Genomic DNA, 19,215 nt, shown 5'->3' on the forward strand with positions numbered 1-19,215 from the left:
GCTGGCATAACGGCACAAAGTGGTTTCATAACGTCCTTATAGTGCTGATAAATCATCTTTAATCCCTCATCCTAATATGCCTGCAGTTCGCTAGTCGTGTCTAGCAAAATAACGCAACGTGATAACTATCATTCTAAGTGCTTGAGGTTTCAGTACCAAGCAAGCTAGTGGCTGTGTCGGCATGTTTTTTACTGGCGCTTTTGGCCTTTGCCTTTATCGAATCTTTAAAGAATAGCGTCGCAAGCGCACACGCTATCGTCAGTGATAGCAGCATCGAGACCAAAGTATGACTAAAAAAATGATCGCCAAATAGCATCTTATACAGCCCCATGCTCCAGCCTAAGAGCGTAACTATTTTTAGTATTTGATAACAGTGCTTTTTGAGTGTTGGCAAAAAAGCCAATCCATATAAGGAGAATCCTGCGCTGGCGTGAGCCGCTGGGAAGCATCTGGCAGGCGTTGCGGCAACCATGTTTTGCCACAGATTTAGATAAGGCAACTCACCGCCAAAAATTGCCAAGTCATTCGGGCAGCTCACATGGGTGACGCCTTTTAATGTGGTAATGGTAGCCGGTACAATCGCTAATACCAGCAGTAGATAGCCGATCTCCCGAATTGGTAAAGGAAACAGAAATTTATCGAATTTACAGCGATGCTGTGAGGCAAGATCCGGCAAAGGCTGTCTATATTTTATAATTAACACTGCTATGAGGTAGACCGCCAGTAGGATCAGTAGGGCTTTGGGCAAATCATAAAAGATAAACGCATAAGGCTGCGCACCTTTTTCTAGTAGCCAGTGTCCATGGCTATAAAAAAGCTCACTGATGCGTATGTCTAACTGACTATGTTCAAACACCAACGTAGCGAGGATGGTCAAACACAGTAATTTTAGCCAGTCCCAAGCCATTGAGTGGTTTTCTAAAGTCATGGATACCTCTGGCAATGTATAGTAAGTAAGAACGTATAATAAATAGGATAGCTTCTAGCTTGATTATTGATCAGTGCCTGTGATAGATGTCTTTATAAAAAGACAGACAACGCCATGAGCCATAAAATTGTTAATAGACATAACGACACGAACTGCGCCGCCGAGCCAACATCTTTTGCGATTTTTGCGAGTGGATGCTTGGCGGTTGATGTGTGGTCGACGCAAGCTTCGATACCCGTGTTAATCAGCTCAACAATTAAAGATAAAAAAGACGCGAGCACTAGCATCATTTTTATACCAAGCGTAAAAGGCATCATAATGACAGCGGCAAGCAGGACAACATTGAGCCACACGACTTGTCGAAAAGCCGCCTCAAATTTGTATGCTGCCTTAAATCCGTCCATTGAATAGCCAGCAGCTTTTATAATTCGGTAAAAGCCCGTTTTGCCTTTTGCGCTTTCTGCAAAGCTATCAGGCGTGAGCGCACTGTGATGTGCTGCCTGCTTGATAGAGCAATGCTCGGCTGACTCGTCTTCAAGATTAATAGGAGTAATTTTATTCATATAGAATTCTTAATGATCTATTAATATCAAGATGCGCTTTCGGTTTTGCGTGACCAAAAAAACAGTCAAGCAAAGTCGATATATCCTAAGTATAAGACGAGCGAGATTAAGAAAACGTTAAGAGCGTAAGCAGGAATGAGAATAAAGAATGATTCGGACAAATGGCACAAATGGCATTGCCCGCCAGTTCAGTGGGCAATGGTTAAATAGAAATTGTGGTGATAGTAAGCAAAGTACGGTTATTTATAATAAATAATAAAAGTGCTGCCGCCAGACGGATTGGCTTGATGAGTCAGCTGCCAGCCCATATGAGACATGATGCGTTGTACGATACTCAGTCCCAAACCTGAGCCTTCAACCTTGTGATTGATATCATTTTCTGGTGACAAGGCTATGCCTGTACCCTCGTCTTGATAGTCATGAGTTAGGCGCTCAAAGCGCTCATACAGCAGCGGCATCATCGCCTCAGGAATACCAAGACCAGTATCAGTTACCATGATTTTTTCGTCATCGATAGTGATGGTGACTTCGCCATCATCGGTATACTGAAACGCATTTTTTATCAAATTGCCCAGTGCCATTTTTAATAGCTCAGGACGCACATAGGCGCTATATTCTTGCTCAGCGACTATTTCACACGTGACCGTTTTATAGCGCAGCAAATAGGTCAATCGCTGCACCTCGGCTAAGGCAATGCTATTGATAGAAGTTTGCGGTGCATCTAGCTTTTCAGGGGCGCGCGAAAGTAAGAGCAGGGCGGTGATAATCTCAGAGGTCTCACGGGCGGTAGTGCCAATCCGATTGGTAAACTCGTTTAGATGACTGTCTGCTGGTAATTGCGAAGCTAGCACTTCGAAGGCACCCATGATGATGGTTAAGGGCGTGCGCAGCTCATGGCTGACATCACCAGTAAACAGTTGCTCGCGCTTTAGATACTGCTCAAGTTTATGGTTTTTTTCATCGATAGCTCGCGCCAATACGCCCACCTCAGAGGGCAAGTGCGTGAGTTCCGTTAGGTTGCTATGATCCGTTTCGACGGCTTTTTTTAAATCGAGTAAAGGCTTGATGATTTGTTTAGAGGATAAATGAGAGAATATGGCGGCAATAAGCAAACTCAAAATGACCGCCACTCTTAGTGTGTCTGCAAAGATATCTTCTAAGTTTTCGAAGATTTCTAGTACAGGGTAGTGGCTCATCACCATCTCAACCCCTTCCAAGTACGTCAAAATGTAAGTCTGATTGCCTTGTTGATAGGCGAAAAAATGAAGGTTACCGTGGGTTTTGCCAGACTCACCGTCTATAGTGACAGACTTCTCTTGCACCGTTGCCGTTGCTGTTGTTTGCAGGTTGGTAGGGGCACTATCGTAGCGATAGATCTTGATGCCTGGGTCGGCAGTATAAATAGAGCGATCGCCGTACTTTTCTTGGCTGATATCAAGCTGCTGCAACAGCCGACCCTTAACCAACTCCTGTTCTATTCTGCTCTCCGCGTATAGAAAAATACTGACAAAAGCCCCGCATAATAACAGCGCGAATATAAAGTAGGATAATCGAAACTTATTGGCTATCGAGTCTATATTGAACATAATATGGAGATGCTTAATCAAAGGAGGTAATTGATATAGTGAGCGATGATAGACAGTATGAGGTGCTACTCTCTCAGTTATACTACCGCGTGTTCTGATTTATTGGGATCGATAATTTGGTAACCCACACCAGGCACTGTTACTATCATGGTTTTGTCAAAAGGCTTGTCGACCTGCGCCCGCACGCTATGAATATGAGTGCGTAGCGCATCACTGCTGGGTATATCCAGACCCCAAACCTTTTCTTCAAGTTCTGTCTTGCTGACGACTCGCGGTGCGGCACTCATCAGGATATGTAATATCTTAAATCCAGTTGGGGTGAGCTTAATCGACTTTCCTTCGCGCATAATAGTATGTTCACTATTATTTAGCGATAGCGCGCCCACAGCGATACTGTGTACAAAATGATCGTCCTCATGACGACGTATAAGTGCTTTGATACGGCACTCTAGCTCAATCAATGAAAATGGCTTGACCAAATAATCATCAGCACCGCTATCAAAGCCTGCCACTTTATCCAAAATCGTATCGCGCGCAGTGAGCATCAGCACAGGCGTTTTGTCATGCAGTTCTTCTCTGAGTTTCTTACACAGCTTGGTGCCATCCATACCTGGTAGCATGACATCGAGCAATATGACGTCATAATGATTGCTTGCGGCGAGCGTTAGCCCACTATAGCCATTATGTGCGTTGTCCAGCTCAAAGCCTTTTGGCTCAAAAAACGCATAAATATTGGCCACGATATCGGGGTTGTCTTCAATAACGAGTATCTTATACATGGTGTTGACCTAAAAAATAGTGGCTACCTAAAAGATGGAGCAATATAAAAACAGATTTAGTTATTCACTTTAAAAAAGGTTGGCGCGCCTTTGACTTCATCGGTTGTGATGCCAAAAAAGCTAAGCAACGTCGGCGTAATAAAATCGTGTGATACGGGCTGACTGCTCATAATAGAGAGACTGTCCGCATCGATGTGATTACTGTCTGGTGACCAAATGACTGCAGGTACGTGTTTTTGGGTATCTGGTGCAAACTTATAGGGCAGACCATGCAAGTAAATATTGTTTTCTCCCAGACTCTCGCCATGATCGCTCATATACACCATGACTACATCATAATCTTGTTCGTAAGTCTTTAGGGTATCGATCACGTTATCCAAAAAGTAGTCGGTGTACAGAATCGCATTGTCATAGCCATTGATCACAGACTGGGTATCACATTTTGACAGCTCATTGGTCATACAGACAGGTTTGTACGTTTCAAATTCTTTAGGGTAGCGCTGGTAATAAGCGGGGCCATGATTACCCATTTGGTGTAACAAAATAAGCGTGTCTTTAGGCGTCTCTTTCGGTGAGCTGCCTGACTTAACCAGTTTATCAAAACCATCAAGCATACCAATATCTCGGCATTCAACATCGCAGTTCGGATTGGTATCAGCCGTTTTGAAGTCCTCAAAAGTGACACGATCAGCTACGCCTTTAGAGCTAGAGTTGTTGTCTCGCCAAACGACATTGACCCCTTGCTTGCTGAGCGTATCGAGTACGTTTTCATTGTACTTGGCGGTATCGATATCATATTTTTCTCGATTTGCATAACTGAACATGCAGGGCACTGAGTAGGCAGTCGAAGTGCCACAAGAGACGGCATCTTTAAAACTATAAAGGTTGGACTGTTTTGCGAGTAGTGGCGTGGTATTGCGTGTATAGCCATTTAAACCAAAGTGATCAGCGCGAGCCGTTTCACCAACGACGAACACCATGAGCTTGGGTTTTGCAGTGCTGCTGTTTGTAGTGCTACTGGTAGGAGCGACGCGCTTTGCATCTGTCGCATGTAGGGTGAAAGTATCAGGACGGCGCAGCTCATTGACATAGTTTTCGACAAGTTTGATCGTAGAGTAAATAGGCGTGATTGGGTTGGCATAAGAGCGCACCTCTTTATGCTGACGAAAGAAGCTGGCGTACTGGTCACCAAAGGGTAAAAGACACGCCGCGATAACTGCGATAGACAATATCAAGGTAGCTGTCTTTTGTAGAATACTGCGTTGCCAAGTAAAGCGCTTTAGACGAATTTTGCTAATGATAACTGCTGGCAACACGCTCAGTAGCAGCACCCGAATGACCATACTAGGGGCAAACAATCCCATCGCCTCTGCTTGATCGGTCTCCAGACTATTGATCAGCATGTTGGTGTCAAATATCGTCCCGTAAGCATCGGTAAAATAACCGCAGATGGCAGCAGTGATCAGTAGCGCAATCAATACTGGTTTGGCAATCGGACGATAGCAAAGCAGTTGTAATACCAGCCACATCAGTCCAAACAACAAGCCAGTAATAGACAGTATAAAGCCGACGTTTTTGCTAAATGGATAGACATCTAGCACCTGCTCAAAAAAGCCAATATTGGCAGTCACCACCAAATATAAGGCAACAATGATAATAAGATAATTGAGATTTACCTCATGATCGTAGAGCTTACTCAGATAGCTGTTTTTTTTATTGGTTTTAGGCGCATCGATTTTGGCGGTTTGAGATATGGACATATAAATACTTCTCAACAGAATGGTAGGAAACGTCATTCCTTACCATAACAAGTGTGCTGTTAAGAAGATGTTAAGGTGGCAGCTTTGATGCTGATGCTAGTTTGCGAGGTGTTGAGTGGTTTATATAAAATTTTACGGACAGATTTTATAGATATTCAAATTATTCAGGATTCATGATTGCTTTTAACTCAGACTGATTCTTTATAGTAATAAAACCATAGTGCATATCTATGAATTCCTGTTTTTGCCAAGACTGAATGATTTTATTGATGGTTTGTCGGGTGGTACCGAGCATAAAGCCAAGCTCTTCTTGTAATAAGCGCAAATCTATCTTTATATCGCCATCCATCTGCTTGCCATAATTACCAATCAGCCCTACAAGCATACTCGCCAGTCTTGCCGATGTACTCAACGAGGTAGCGTCATCAATCCAGTCAAAGGCTCTACGAATACGCGCACAAGTGATGAGCGCGAGGTGCTTGTATAAAATTGGATACTGTTGCGCCGTTTGAATTACCACCTTTCTGGGGATAGAAATCAACGTAACCTTATTAATCGTCCATGCATCGTGGGTGCGAGGATTATCATCTATGATAGAGATCTCACCAAACCACTCGCCACTAGATAGGTGAGCGAGGGTCATGGCATTGCCGCTAGTGCTCACATTGCAGACTCTAATCGTACCCGATACGACAAAGTGCAGCGCCGCATCATCATTGTCACCAATAGCATGAATCATTTGGCTTTTTTGGTATACCTTTAGCACAGCGTTATACGCTAGTAGCGCTTGCACGTCGGTTGGCAAGTCAGCAAACCAAGGGTCGTTATTTAAATGATGATTGATATTCATAAGTGTCATGTTTTTGACAGATTTGGGTTTGAAGAATGGTGTAGAGTAATTATTCGGACTATTCACAACTGTAAAGGACTATACAATGCAAACAGCGATAAAAACGACCACACAAACTGATTCAACATCGAGTGTACACCATAATATGAGCGAACAAGAGTGGCAGATGCGAGTAAATCTTGCTGCTTGTTATCGCTTGATTGCGTCCTATGGCTGGGATGATCTGGTATTTACCCATATCTCAGCCCGCGTACCAGGGACAGAAGATGAGTTTTTAATCAATCCTTATGGCATGCTATTTGAAGAGATCACCGCTTCCAGCCTAGTCAAAGTCAACAAAGCGGGCGAAAAGGTCTCGCCATCAGCGTTCAATGTCAATCCAGCCGGGTTTATTATTCATAGTGCCGTACACGAAGCCCGTGATGATGCGCACTGCGTGATTCATCTGCATACTAGCGATGGCGTAGCGGTCTCGGCGCAAGAGCAAGGCCTACTACCCATCTCGCAGCAGTCATTATTTCCGTTATCTAACTTGGCATATCACGATTACGAGGGCGTTGCACTTAACCCAGAAGAAAAAGTCCGCTTGGTCGCTGATTTAGGCAAGGCTAACTTTATGATCTTGCGCAATCACGGTCTGCTCACTTGTGCCGACACCGTCGCTGATGCGTTTTTGAATATGTATATTTTACAAAACGCCTGCGAGATTCAAATCAAGGCGCAAAGCGGTGGCAGCGCATTGACGCCGATACCAGCACAAATATTGGCTGGTATTCAAGCGGCATCGAAGCAGGTGACCAGAGGAGCGAATGGTGATATCGCATGGCCTGCCTTATTAAGAAAGCTACGCCGTACTGACCCATCGTTTGAGGAGTGATTACATATGGGCAGCGTTAGGTGAGTATTACCATCAAGAGCGTGGTCAGTATGAGTATATAAAAGACGCTCAGGTAAGGTTTATTATCTAGTGTTTGCAATCTATACGCCATCAACAACCGTCGCACCAAAAAAAAGCAGCACATCGTTTGATGCGCTGCTTTTTTGTTTCCTGTTTTTACCTCCCTATAAGCATTCTATCTGTCAGGGTCTTATTTTGACTCCTCATTCCCTTTGTGTGCTATCACCGGTTTTTAAATTAATCCGCCTCTATCAACTTGTATTTTTTTGTCATCATATGTTCATAAATGAGCCGTATTCTTATGCCCATTATAAATAGTTGCTGTGTGTCACAGAGATTGATATCCATTAAGAGATTCATTGATAGCAGTTGATGCGTAGATAAAAGGTGTGTGTATGAGCGTTGCTGGCAGGCTTGGTAGTATCTCTACCCGTATGCTGATTATTTTAGCGTTGGCTTTTTTGCTGATTATCCTCATGGTGTACTTGGTCATTGAAACCCAAGGCAAGCCGCGCATTATGGAGATGACATCAGAGACTGTGGTTGAAACAGGTAACGAAGTCATCAACAGTATCATGGTGAGTATCAACCATGTCGATGGGCTGGCAAAAGCAAGCAGTACGATGGCGGGCGGTCTACCTAAAGAGGATGCACTTTACCAAGAAACCTTTGGCAATCTCATGCAACAAATGGATCAAAGAATCGTGGGTGGCGGGGTATGGTTTGACCCAAATATGTATGCCCAAGGTCAAGAGCGTCAGTCGTTTGTATGGGCGCGCGATGAGACAGGCAGCATGCAGTCAGTGACGCGCTATGACCAAGTAAGTCAAACGCCCAATGCTTATTATCGAGACTGGTGGTATATTCCAGCGTTGTACGCCAATCATGATCACTGCGTCTGGAGTCGGGCATACATCGATCCCACCAGCAATCAGCCGATGATGACTTGTGCTAAAGCATTGTACAACAGTACTAATCAAGCGTTTGATGGCGTGGTGAGTTTTAACTTATTATTGGACAATCTTGATGCCGCCATGAAGAGGTGGCAAGAAAAAATAGGCGGCTATGTCTTTTTGGTTGACTTGGACAATCGATTCCTAACTTTTCCTGATCAGTCGCTCGTCACTCAAACCACCGCCAACAATCCACAAGGTGAGATGATGAACGCCAGTCAGTTGGCGGCTATCAATCCGAGTTTTGCGCCTATCGCGGACAGTTTGGGTCGCATTAACGATACGCTCATTGATGATGCTACTGCCAAAGATGAAAGCCGTTTTACCTTGGCGGCGCGTAGTATTTTGAGTACGACCAATCTGGGCAAAATAAGTGAGCAAGAGTCTGAGCTACTCTCGGCGTTGCTGTTATTAAATATCGATCAAACTTTCAATTTAGTCGACAGCCATCTGGTCGATACCATCGACGTACCCAATGATTTTGTCTTGCAGCAGCCAGCCACAGCCTTCGTCTTTCGCATGCCATTTACTTACTGGAAAATGGTGATCGTCAAACCCAATAGTGATCTGCTCAGTGTTGCCAATGCGCTATCGAACCAGCTGATTCAAGCCATGCTACTGGGCTTTATCCCTATTTTATTATTAACGGCATGGGTGTTCCGTCAGTATTTTACTCGTCCATTACAACGTATGTCGCTTTTGGTGGCTGAGATGGGCGCTTTGATTGAACAAAAACAATATCAGAAACTGCTCGCACATAAGCTGCCCAGCTCAAGCGTGAGCGAAATTCAGATCATCAGTGAGCAGACCAACCAACTGATTGATCGTGTCGTCGAAAACGAAGGCGCGCTTGCCGAGATCAACGTCCATCTAGAAAAACAAGTTGCTGCCCGTACCCAAGATCTACAGCAAGCGATGGATGAGCTAAAAGCCTCACAAGTACAATTAGTGCGCTCCGAAAAAATGGCAACCTTGGGTCAAATGGTGGCAGGCGTGGCGCACGAGGTCAACACACCACTGGGCTATGTACGCAGTAATATCGAACTGGTCGGTGATAACTTGACGCGTTTCGATGAGCTGATCAGCCAGACTGACCAGCTATTGCAGGCGCTAAAAGACTCTAGTGCTGACCAAGCGCAAGTAGCACAATTGACGGCTCAAACTCTACAATGCTGTGAAGAGATCAAAGAAGATGAAGTCAGTGAGGACTTGGCCGATTTGATCAAAGACAGCTTGTACGGGGTCGATCAGATAGCTGAGTTGGTGGTAAGTTTGCGCGACTTTTCTAGAATTGATGAATCAAAAGTAAAAGACGTCGATATCAATGACTGTATCACCACCTCGCTGGTCATGGCGCGCAATAACCTCAAAACCCTAGATATTACGACCAACCTAGCGACACTGCCGCTGACTCAATGTAACCCCTCGCAAATCAATCAAGTGCTATTAAATTTATTCAATAATGCCGCTCAAGCCATAGCGCCTGATCAAAAAGGCGAGTTGCATATCACATCAGCTGTCGATGAGACGCAGTCGCAGGTAGTGGTGCAGGTCACAGATAATGGTATCGGTATCAACGAGCAGGCTTTAGAGCGTATCTTTGAGCCGTTTTTTACCACCAAAAAAGCAGGCGATGGAACGGGTTTAGGGCTGGCGATCAGCACGCAAATTATTGAGCAGCATGGCGGCAGTATTGCAGCGAGCTCAATCGTCGGCGAGGGCACAACTTTTACCATTATGCTGCCAATACAGTCAAAAACTTATGAAAATAAACCCTCCAAAGCCTTATTTGAAGGTTGAAATACTTCTCACCACTCACCTAAAGAGAGCCTCATGCAAAAACCAAAAATTGCCTTTATCGATGATGAGCCGCGCATTTTACGCAGTCTAAAAATGCATTTTCGCCAGTCGCACGATGTATTTACCACCACCGATGCCACTGAGCTTATGAAATATGTCAGCGAGCACGATGTACAAGTGGTCATCAGTGACCAACGTATGCCTGATAAGCAAGGGACGGAAGTCTTGCGTGATATTAAAGAAGCGTCACCCAATACCATTCGTATCTTGCTAACAGGCTATGCGGATCTCAATGCGGTGATTGACTCGGTCAATGACGGAGAGATTTACCGTTATATCACCAAGCCTTGGCAAAATGATGAGCTCAAAAAGATCGTAAATAAAGCCACAGAGATTGCTCAGCAAACGCAAGATATTACCCAAAATATGAAGCAAGGTGATGAATCTCAGAGTTTTATGAATGCTAGTAGCAAAAGGAATATACTGGTATTAGATGATGATGAGAGTATTTATCAAGAAATAAAAAATCAGTTTAAAAGTACTTATACAGTGAGCTGGGCAAGCAACCTCGAGCAGGCTGCGAAGTTACTACAAAAAAAGAAGTTTGGTGTCACCATCACGGATGCGACGCTCAACGAAGAAAATATTACTCCTATTGTCTACGCTCTAAAAAATATCCAGCCCGATCTGATGGTGCTGATGTTGACTGAATTTAAAGACGCTCACATGGTGATTGATCTCATCAATAAAGGGCAGGTATATCGCTGTCTGCCACGTCCTACCAACTTCTCTATTATGAGTATCAGTCTGGACCGCGCGTTTGAGCATCACGAAAGACTGGTACAGCAGCCGATATTAGCAACGCGTCATCATGTTGAAGAAGTACCAGAAGCTGAGACTTTTAATTTTTCTGAAAGATTGAAGGGTTTCTTTGCCAAGTTTAGAGGCTGGCGCATGATGATGTAAAGTATTCTGATTAAGATGCTATATCAAGTCAGCATATGATTGAGCATTATCTTTAATAAAGAATAAATAGCCGTATTTATAAGAATTTGCGTGACATAATTACGGTATCGAGTGATAGGCTTATTAAAACAGTACGTTTATGTTTCTTATAATCATTATTAGACCACTCATCACCATTAGTATCAGCAGCATTATTCTAAACTGACTAATACTGATGCCAGCCAAAAAGTGTTTGCCAATGACGTTGCCAATAACGGCACCCAGTCCTAATACCAGACCATACACACAGATCTTGACTGTGAGTATGCCAAAAAAGGCGTAGCTGACGACTTGCACAATACCGACAAAAAAAGAATTCGCCGTTTTGGTCGCAATAAGATTCTCTTTTTCTAGACCTGCGTTCATATAAAAAGGGTTAAGAATGGGACCTAGGCCACCCACCAACGTGCTCATAAAGGCAATGAAAAAGCCCACAGGTACAAAACCTACTTTTGGCATGTCAAACGTTTTACTTACTTTACCGAACTTGTATTGGGAAATAGTAGAGACTAAAAATGCACCTACCAATAACTGAATCCAGCCTGCATCCAAACGACTAAAGACCAATGCCGCCAACCACGCTCCTACGATAGCGCTTGGCACATAGTATTTGGTCAATGACCAGTCAATATCATGCCAAAATAAATAGAGCCGCGAGGCATTACTCATAAAGGTAGCCACGTTGATCACAGGCGGCGCAACCGCAGTCCCTATCATCGAAGAAGTAACTGGTATCAGCAGCATCGCACCGCCACCACCAGATATCGTAGAGATAATAAAAGCAATCATACCAGCACTGAATAGTCCTACTAAGTGCCACGTTGGAATGGTTTGCAACAAATCTAAAACAAGGGGCACTATAAAATCCTATTTCATGAGTGACATCAAGTAGTGATGTTTTGCTAATGTTGGACAGCTGACAAAAAAGTGAGGAGTGTTAAAGGCTTGTCCCTAATAACTATTGAAAGTAGGGTAAAAGTATCTCTAAAAAAACGGTGGTCATACCTGAGTATAACCACCGCCAAAGAGACATTTAGAGACGAACTGACAAAAACTTATGCAGCAGTCTTCTTAAAGCGTTTACGATACGTTTTACGAATGATTGGCATAAAGATCATGACAACGACCAGACCCCATAATGATACGGTGATTGGGCTGCTCCACAGAATAGACATCTCACCTTGAGAGATGGAGAGCGCACGACGTAGGTTAGATTCCATAAGCTCACCTAGTACATAACCTAGGATAAGGGCTGATAGAGGGAAGTGCAGTTTACGTAAGAAATAACCAAAGATACCAAGTCCTACCATAAACACCATATCAAACGTTGTACTGTTGATAGAGTAGACACCAACGAAGCTAATAGCAGCGATTGATGGGATCAAAATGTAGTTTGGTACATTCAGCAGTTTAGAGAAGAAACCAACCAACGGGATGTTCATGACAAGCAAGATAACGTTACAGATGAACAATGAGGCAATAAGACCCCAAACGATATCTGGCTGCTCAGTAAATAGCTGTGGACCTGGCGTGATATTGTACAACGTCAACGCACCCATCATAACCGCTGTCGTACCAGAACCTGGGACACCTAGGGTCAACATTGGTACAAATGAGCCACACGCTGATGCGTTATTAGCCGCTTCTGGTGATGCTAGGCCACGAAGGTCACCTTCACCAAATTTGCCATCATCACCAGCAATTTTACGTTCACTGGCATAGGTCATTGCACTGGCAATCGTCGCACCTGCACCCGGTAGGATACCAACGAAGAAACCCATTGCACCACTACGCAACATAGCACCGATGGTGAAGAGAAACTCTTTTAGGTTGAATAAGCTACGCTTACCTTGCTCGATTATTTTACCGCCAGTACTGGTTCTTTCGAGCAAAATCAAGATTTCACTGACACTAAAGAAACCAATAACGATCGTTGTAAATTGGATACCATCAGATAGGTTGACGGAGTCAAAAGTATAGCGATAAATACCCGTCACTGCATCGACGCCGACGGTGGCAAGACCCAAGCCGATTAATGCGGATACCGCTGTTTTGATAGGCTGATCACCGACCAAACCACTCAAGCAGCAAATCGCGAATACCATCAATACAAAGTATTCAGCAGGGCCAAAAGACACCGCCCATTTGGCCAGTAGAGGTGCAAATAGCACCACGCCGATGGTTGCAATCGTCGAGCCAATAAACGAGGCGACCGCAGAGATGGATAAGGCGATGCCGGCTTTGCCTTGTGTCGCAAGCGGATTACCATCCAAGGAGGTCATCACCGCCGCGGCAGATCCTGGGACGTTTAGTAGAATGGCAGAAATACGACCGCCGTATTCACACCCCAAGTATACAGCTGCTAAAAGGATAAGCGCACTTTCTGGTGGCAGACCAAGGGCAAAAGCAAATGGTAGTAGAATTGCCACACCGTTAATTGGGCCAAGGCCTGGCAACATACCCACAATCGTACCAATAAAAGCACCGATGAGTGCAATCAGTAAGTTTTTGGGCAACATTGCTACGCCGAAACCGTGCATTAAAAAATCAAAAGTTTCCATAATAGCTATCCCATTATTCCTGATAATATTCCAAGTGGCAGAATCACATCCAAAGCCATGTCAAATAGGACATACAGGGCGATACTGATCACAACTGAAAAGATAAGGCATTTAATAGGATTGCCGGCAAACAGTAGACCAACCGCAAAACACATCAGGGTGGTAGCAACAACAAAACCTAGGGGCTCAAAAATCAAACTATAAATCAATAATGCGCTGACACATAAAACAAGGTTTCTAATAACGATCTTGTTGTACCCTAAATTAATAGGTTTGGTGAATCGCGGTGGACGAAAGGCGATCACCAAGGTCAAAAACGCCATCAATGAAAAAATTAAAATAGGATAGGGCCGAGGACCGATAGGATCATAGGCAATGGGAGCGACGTAACCAATAGCTAAGTAGACCAAAAATAAGCTAAACAGTGCCATCAATCCAGAGAACGCACGTTCCATTGTCATAGAAGTACTCCTTAAATTCTAAAATAAAAAGGTTGATAGATGTCTCATCTGTCAACCTTCGATAAATACCATGAAGTTTTAGTATTCAATCATTAAGGGGATATGGTCTGGATGAGACTATTTAGCGGTAGCACCCGTAAGACCGTACTCAGAAGACAACTCACGTAACTCTCCAGTACGCTTATAGACATACTGCTCAAGCTCTTCGCCAGTCATAGAGAAAGGTAGTAGCTCTTGCTGTTCACGCAATTCGGCAAATTTTGGATCAGCAAGCATCTTGTCAAATGACGCTTTCCACCAGTCGTAAGCGGCAGGACTAACATCTGGACCCATGTAGTAACCACGAACGACAGGCCAAGTCACATCATAGCCTTGCTCTACTGCAGTAGGGATATCAGCCATAGAGCCGCCCAGTCTTTCATCGGCAAATACGGCCAATACACGTAGTTTGCCAGCAGTAGCTTGTGGCATAATCTCAGCAATACCAGCACTCACAACAGTGACATGGTTGCCCATGACTGCGGTGATGGCCTCACCGCCGCCTTCCATCGCAACATAAGTCATGTCGTTAGGATTAACACCAACGGCTTTTGCCAAAATGGCAGTTTGCATCCAGTCCTGACCACCAACACTACCACCGGCGGCGAAACTGATTGCTTTTGGATTCGTCTTAAGCTCAGCGACCAATCCTGCTAGATCTTTGATTGGCGAGTCAGCATTGACAGCGATAGCACCATAATCGGTACCAACGGCGGCGAGCCATTTCACGTCTTTTTCGGTGAATTTACCAAATTTACCTTGTGATAAGTTCAGGATTGATCCCGTTGAGAACGCGATAATAGCGTCTTCGTTAGCACGGTCATTGGCGACAATTTTGTTATATGCCACTGCACCGACGCCGCCTGGCATATAAGTGACGCGCATTGGGTCTGTCAATATACCCGTGTCTCTTAGACCTGACTGAGCAAGCTTACAGGTCAAGTCAAAGCCGCCACCTGGTTTTGCTGGAGCGATACATTCTGGACGTGAAGGACCTGCAAATTCATCTGCACCTGCGCTCGCAGTTTCGTTAGCATTGTTACACGCTGTCAAGGTGAGGACAGAGAGACCAAGCGCTAGATAGGATAGTTTTTTCACACGACACTCCTTGTGTGTATTTTTTCAGTAAAAATCAATAAAATTTTGATTGAAAGGATAGGGTGACTATACAAAAAGTTGGAAGTAGACCAATAATGTTACCAACCTTTACAACAGTAGTCTTTTTGTTCACTTTGCAAAAGTAACAGAATAATTTAGAAATAACAAGAAACATATGTATGTATATATGAATTTTTTGAAATCAGTAGCGGGATGGACTTTGTAAAAACCCAAGCTTGCTATGTCGGTATTAGATAAATATAGGACCAGCCCTAATCTAAAATGAGGTTTTATAATGACAGTAAAAACAAATGCTTATGAATAACGCATGATGAGAGTGATTAATAGCAACCGCTATAAAACAAGAAATCGCTCTTAAAATGAAACAGAGGATGCCTTTATCTGAGGGCAATTTCTTATTATGAGACAGGCAATAGGGAGGCGGAATCAGTGTTTGCTCAGTGGTTGATAGGCAAAAATGTCGACGGTCACTGCCAATAGGTGCGATGTTTTTTGTCTATCAATACGGCTTGTAAAGATTGTCTTATAAGTATAAAACTGAACAAAGTATCATTATTTACATTACATATGTTTTTTTTATTGTGCTCAAAATATCATCTGAATAAATAAAATGGCGATCAAGCCAACGACAATGTCCAAAGGCACTGCTTTAAACAGTAGCGTATGCAATAGCTTGTTTTTGTCGATATGCACTTGAGCGGCACCCAGTATCAGGCTACCTCCTGAAGAGAAGGGAGAGATGGACGAGCTTTGAGCGCCGATCACGATACAGATAAACAAGAAAAAAGGACTCAAACCAGAAGCCACTGCCAACGCAGGCACCATCGGAAATAGCGTAGGCGCAACAACACCAAGCGTACTAGCAAATATCGACATAATTGCACTAATAATAAACACCAAAAATGGTATCATCCAAATAGGAACGTTGGTACCGAGCCACTCTGTCAGCTCATAAATGACACCCACCTCCACACCTAGGCTGATTAACATACCCACACCGCAGATCATAATAAGCGTATTCCATGGTATCAACGCAATCACGGTTTTTTCATCACCCAGCTTCAAAAACAAGCTCATTAAAGCAAAGAAAATGGCGATAAAACCAATATCAATTCGAGCGTTCAAAAACTCAATGGCATCTACATTCGGTGCAAGTAGGTTTGAGATAGGCACAACCAATACAATCGCCATCATCATAAAAATTAGCATGATGGATTTTTTTTGTTTGGTGTCAAAAGGCGCTGGAACAACGGTTTGAATGGCGATCTTGCTGGTCTTGGCATTGATAAAGCTATAGCTTCCTAACAAGACAATCGGCATCAAAAAGGTCGCAGCAAATATGCCTAAGCCATACGTAAAGGTATTGTCATTGGCAACGCCAGCACCGCTCATAAGCTCTCTGAAAATAACGCCGCTCTGTGAAGTGATAAAATTGGCACCTGCCAGCGCCCCGTAATTCACGGATAACGTTGCAATGATGATATTTAAGTTGGTTCTTTTAGATAACAACAAAATCATCGGTGCCATCGTGGCAAGAACCGTGTAATAACCGGCTCCTAAAGCTGCTACAATTGTCGCAGCAAAAAAAATCGCCAATGGCAAAAACGCTGGAAAATGCCGACACTTATATATCAAATGTTCACACAGTTTTTCCAAAGCGCCATTGGCTAAAGAGAAGTTATAGAAGAGCGTCACAGCAAAAATCACAAAGAAAATCTTTAGAGGCCACAATTTAATAACCTCGTAAGCGCTTAGCTGCATACCAAAACAGCCAATCAGATACGCGAACACGATAGCAAACAAGCCGATATTGATTTTAGTGGTGTAACCCAACACAATAGAAATTACTATGGCCGCTATAAGATATAGGGTCATATTCGCTCCTCGGTCTTGACGGTATAAAATCTAAAAATCTAAATACATATATATGTTTTAGATTGAAGAACATTGTGATAATGTTGACGAATAGCTTTGTAGGCTAAAAAATCTTATTAGCTTTTTAAGTGTATATAATTCAATAGAATAATAGCAAAAAAGGAGCCGTTAATTAGGTGAGATTGACCAAAAAATCTAGATAGACTTTAATATCAAAATGATGTGTATAAAGTTTGGTAAGGGCTTAAGATAGAGTGTCAGAGATATTTTATTTCTTATGAACATGATTGGGCGTATTAATAAAATCTTCCTATTTTGGTGAAAAAATTATGGATAATTTTAAAAAATTTAACATGCCACGGTATGAGCAAGTACGGTGGCATATACAAACGCTATTGACAGAAAATAAATGGGATGAAAAAACTCCCTTACCGACAGAACAGGAGTTTGCAGATAAGTACCAAGTATCGGTGGGCACTGTGCGCAAAGCGGTCGAAAAACTGGTGGATGACGGCGTTTTGATAAAGCAGCAAGGTCGTGGTACTTTTTTAAAAAGGCCCAACTTTGAGGGCTCGTTATTAAGGTTTTTCAAATACCGCGATAAAGATGCCTCTTATGTCGTACCGACGGGCGTGATAAAAAATATCACGGTGATAGACGCGGTTAAGACGGTCAATGAAGCATTAAAGATCGATAAAAACGCCGCACTGATCTATATAGAACGTGTGCGCATTGTCGAAGACAGAGTGATTTTGAGCGAAAAAATCTGGTTACCCAAAAGCCGTTACGAAGACTTTGTTGGTCTTGAACCTGAAGACTTTGAAAATCTTCTTTATCCTTTTTATTACAAAAAGTGTGGTCAGTTTGTCTCATCTGCCGTAGAAATGCTGTTTTTTATCTCCAATCATATAGACCCTTATCTGGACAATACCAAGCAAGAAAACTTAGTGAAAGTATGCCGCGTTGCTAAAAACCTAGAAGGGGACCCTATCGAATATAGAGAGTCTTATGGATTGGCAGAAAAATTTAGTTATGAGGTCAATATTATTTAACCATTGGCCATTTCACCATTAGCGAGGGCAGTGGTTAAGTTATGCTCAATAAGCTATAAAAAAGGAGCCGATGATTCGGCTCCTTTTTTATATCGGTTTTATTTTTATTTCGAATCTAGGATCTATGAATGACCGATTAAAGAAATGGCCTATTCATCATTGAGCAGCTTACTTGCTGTTAAACGTAATCGTCTGTCCGCCATTACCAGCTGGCGGTGCGATAGTGACTTTGCTCGCAAGTATGTCGCCTTTGGCATTGATTTTGTAGCATTCTTTTGAGCTGCCTTCAGAGGTGCCACCAGTAAGCATGTTGTCTGAGGTTTCGATACAGAACCATGCGGTCTGATTGCTGTCTCGCGTCAGGGACCAGTTTTGGTTATAGGTGCCGATTTTTTGGCGCATACGACTGTCCGTATAGACATTTTCAGTAATCAATTTGTTTGAGTCGCCCACCGTCGCCATTTTGGGGATAGTGGTCGTTTGATTTGAGACTGAGTATTTGCCTGTGCTGTCTGTAAAACCGTGAAATACCAAAGGGTTCAAGGTGAAGTAATTGATAGCGACTGAATGGTTAGTGATTTGATTGTTCACTTTATTGATCGTGTTGATCTCAGTACCTTGTACCTTTTTATTATTGAAAACCATGTTGCCTTTAGGCGTGACTTGAATATCTGCTGAGGCCGTTTGATTGCCGATAGTGGCAACCAAATTTTCACTACGTTGTTTGGTATAGATATTGAGCATGGCGGTCTCAACAGGGTACTCGGTCACTATGTTGTTTGGGTTGGTGTTACCCATCGTTCCACCGCTCGCACAAGCGCTTAAGCCCAGTCCTGCGGCAATACATAATCCTAATGTTTTCATGATTTAATCCCTCAGTCTATTTGGATGAATACTATTAGTAGCTACTAGATAGTAGCTACTAGATCTCTTGCAAAAGTACCAGTTCATTGACTTCCACTGACGGAGTTACAAGGGCTGACGAT

16 protein-coding genes are annotated in these 19,215 nt (G+C 43.3%); 4 read left to right on the plus strand and 12 right to left on the minus strand.

Going from position 1 to position 19,215, the window contains the following annotated elements:
* Positions 1–133: 133 nt before the first annotated feature.
* From B3V51_RS02775 to B3V51_RS02800, 6 genes are all read right to left on the minus strand, one after another.
* Positions 134–928: a PAP2 family lipid A phosphatase gene (locus tag B3V51_RS02775; RefSeq protein WP_286707919.1), complete on the minus strand. Its 795-nt coding sequence runs from the start codon at positions 926–928 to the stop codon at positions 134–136.
* A gap of 92 nt (positions 929–1,020) precedes the next feature.
* On the minus strand, positions 1,021–1,491 hold the full coding sequence (locus B3V51_RS02780) for a diacylglycerol kinase (RefSeq protein ID WP_083328856.1): 471 nt from the start codon (positions 1,489–1,491) through the stop codon (positions 1,021–1,023).
* 239 nt (positions 1,492–1,730) lie between these two features.
* On the minus strand, positions 1,731–3,077 hold the full coding sequence (locus B3V51_RS02785) for a sensor histidine kinase (protein WP_212564289.1): 1,347 nt from the start codon (positions 3,075–3,077) through the stop codon (positions 1,731–1,733).
* A 77-nt stretch (positions 3,078–3,154) separates the two neighbouring features.
* A complete protein-coding gene (locus tag B3V51_RS02790) occupies positions 3,155–3,856 on the minus strand; it encodes a response regulator transcription factor (RefSeq protein ID WP_240366099.1) in 702 nt (233 codons plus the stop codon).
* A gap of 56 nt (positions 3,857–3,912) precedes the next feature.
* Complete coding sequence (locus B3V51_RS02795; RefSeq protein WP_252962566.1) at positions 3,913–5,616, minus strand: phosphoethanolamine transferase; 1,704 nt, start codon at positions 5,614–5,616, stop codon at positions 3,913–3,915.
* A 160-nt stretch (positions 5,617–5,776) separates the two neighbouring features.
* Positions 5,777–6,466 carry a Crp/Fnr family transcriptional regulator gene (locus B3V51_RS02800; RefSeq protein WP_212564292.1) on the minus strand — a complete coding sequence of 230 codons (690 nt, stop codon included), beginning with the start codon at positions 6,464–6,466 and terminating at the stop codon, positions 5,777–5,779.
* 85 nt (positions 6,467–6,551) lie between these two features.
* Between B3V51_RS02800 and B3V51_RS02805 the strand changes: the two genes are divergently transcribed.
* The 3 genes from B3V51_RS02805 to B3V51_RS02815 all read left to right on the plus strand — a co-directional run bounded on the left by B3V51_RS02805 (position 6,552) and on the right by B3V51_RS02815 (position 11,083).
* The gene (locus B3V51_RS02805; RefSeq protein ID WP_071002041.1) at positions 6,552–7,343 is read left to right on the plus strand and encodes a class II aldolase/adducin family protein; all 792 of its coding nucleotides are present in this window, start codon (positions 6,552–6,554) and stop codon (positions 7,341–7,343) included.
* A 416-nt stretch (positions 7,344–7,759) separates the two neighbouring features.
* The gene (locus tag B3V51_RS02810; RefSeq protein ID WP_071002040.1) at positions 7,760–10,117 is read left to right on the plus strand and encodes a sensor histidine kinase; all 2,358 of its coding nucleotides are present in this window, start codon (positions 7,760–7,762) and stop codon (positions 10,115–10,117) included.
* Positions 10,118–10,150: 33 nt separating this feature from the next.
* Positions 10,151–11,083, plus strand: coding sequence for a response regulator (locus B3V51_RS02815; protein ID WP_071002039.1), 933 nt, complete (start codon positions 10,151–10,153; stop codon positions 11,081–11,083).
* Between the two features lie 123 nt (positions 11,084–11,206).
* Here the strand turns inward: B3V51_RS02815 and B3V51_RS02820 are convergent, their stop codons facing one another.
* The 5 genes from B3V51_RS02820 to B3V51_RS02840 form a co-directional block, all read right to left on the minus strand.
* The gene (locus B3V51_RS02820; protein ID WP_286707920.1) at positions 11,207–11,980 is read right to left on the minus strand and encodes a sulfite exporter TauE/SafE family protein; all 774 of its coding nucleotides are present in this window, start codon (positions 11,978–11,980) and stop codon (positions 11,207–11,209) included.
* 197 nt (positions 11,981–12,177) lie between these two features.
* On the minus strand, positions 12,178–13,683 hold the full coding sequence (locus B3V51_RS02825; RefSeq protein ID WP_186474018.1) for a tripartite tricarboxylate transporter permease: 1,506 nt from the start codon (positions 13,681–13,683) through the stop codon (positions 12,178–12,180).
* A gap of 5 nt (positions 13,684–13,688) precedes the next feature.
* Positions 13,689–14,144 carry a tripartite tricarboxylate transporter TctB family protein gene (locus B3V51_RS02830; protein WP_186474020.1) on the minus strand — a complete coding sequence of 152 codons (456 nt, stop codon included), beginning with the start codon at positions 14,142–14,144 and terminating at the stop codon, positions 13,689–13,691.
* Positions 14,145–14,261: 117 nt separating this feature from the next.
* A complete protein-coding gene (locus B3V51_RS02835) occupies positions 14,262–15,281 on the minus strand; it encodes a Bug family tripartite tricarboxylate transporter substrate binding protein (RefSeq protein WP_186474022.1) in 1,020 nt (339 codons plus the stop codon).
* Positions 15,282–15,887: 606 nt separating this feature from the next.
* A complete protein-coding gene (locus B3V51_RS02840) occupies positions 15,888–17,177 on the minus strand; it encodes an SLC13 family permease (RefSeq protein ID WP_186474024.1) in 1,290 nt (429 codons plus the stop codon).
* Positions 17,178–17,506: 329 nt separating this feature from the next.
* Between B3V51_RS02840 and B3V51_RS02845 the strand changes: the two genes are divergently transcribed.
* Positions 17,507–18,229, plus strand: a complete 723-nt coding sequence (locus B3V51_RS02845) for a GntR family transcriptional regulator (protein ID WP_414706362.1) — start codon at positions 17,507–17,509, stop codon at positions 18,227–18,229.
* Between the two features lie 168 nt (positions 18,230–18,397).
* Here the strand turns inward: B3V51_RS02845 and B3V51_RS02850 are convergent, their stop codons facing one another.
* Entirely contained in the window at positions 18,398–19,093 is a 696-nt protein-coding gene (locus B3V51_RS02850; protein WP_186474026.1) for a hypothetical protein, read from the minus strand.
* Positions 19,094–19,215: the final 122 nt, after the last annotated feature.

Source organism: Psychrobacter sp. UBA2514, from assembly GCF_002341255.1.
GTDB lineage: Bacteria > Pseudomonadota > Gammaproteobacteria > Pseudomonadales > Moraxellaceae > Psychrobacter > Psychrobacter pacificensis.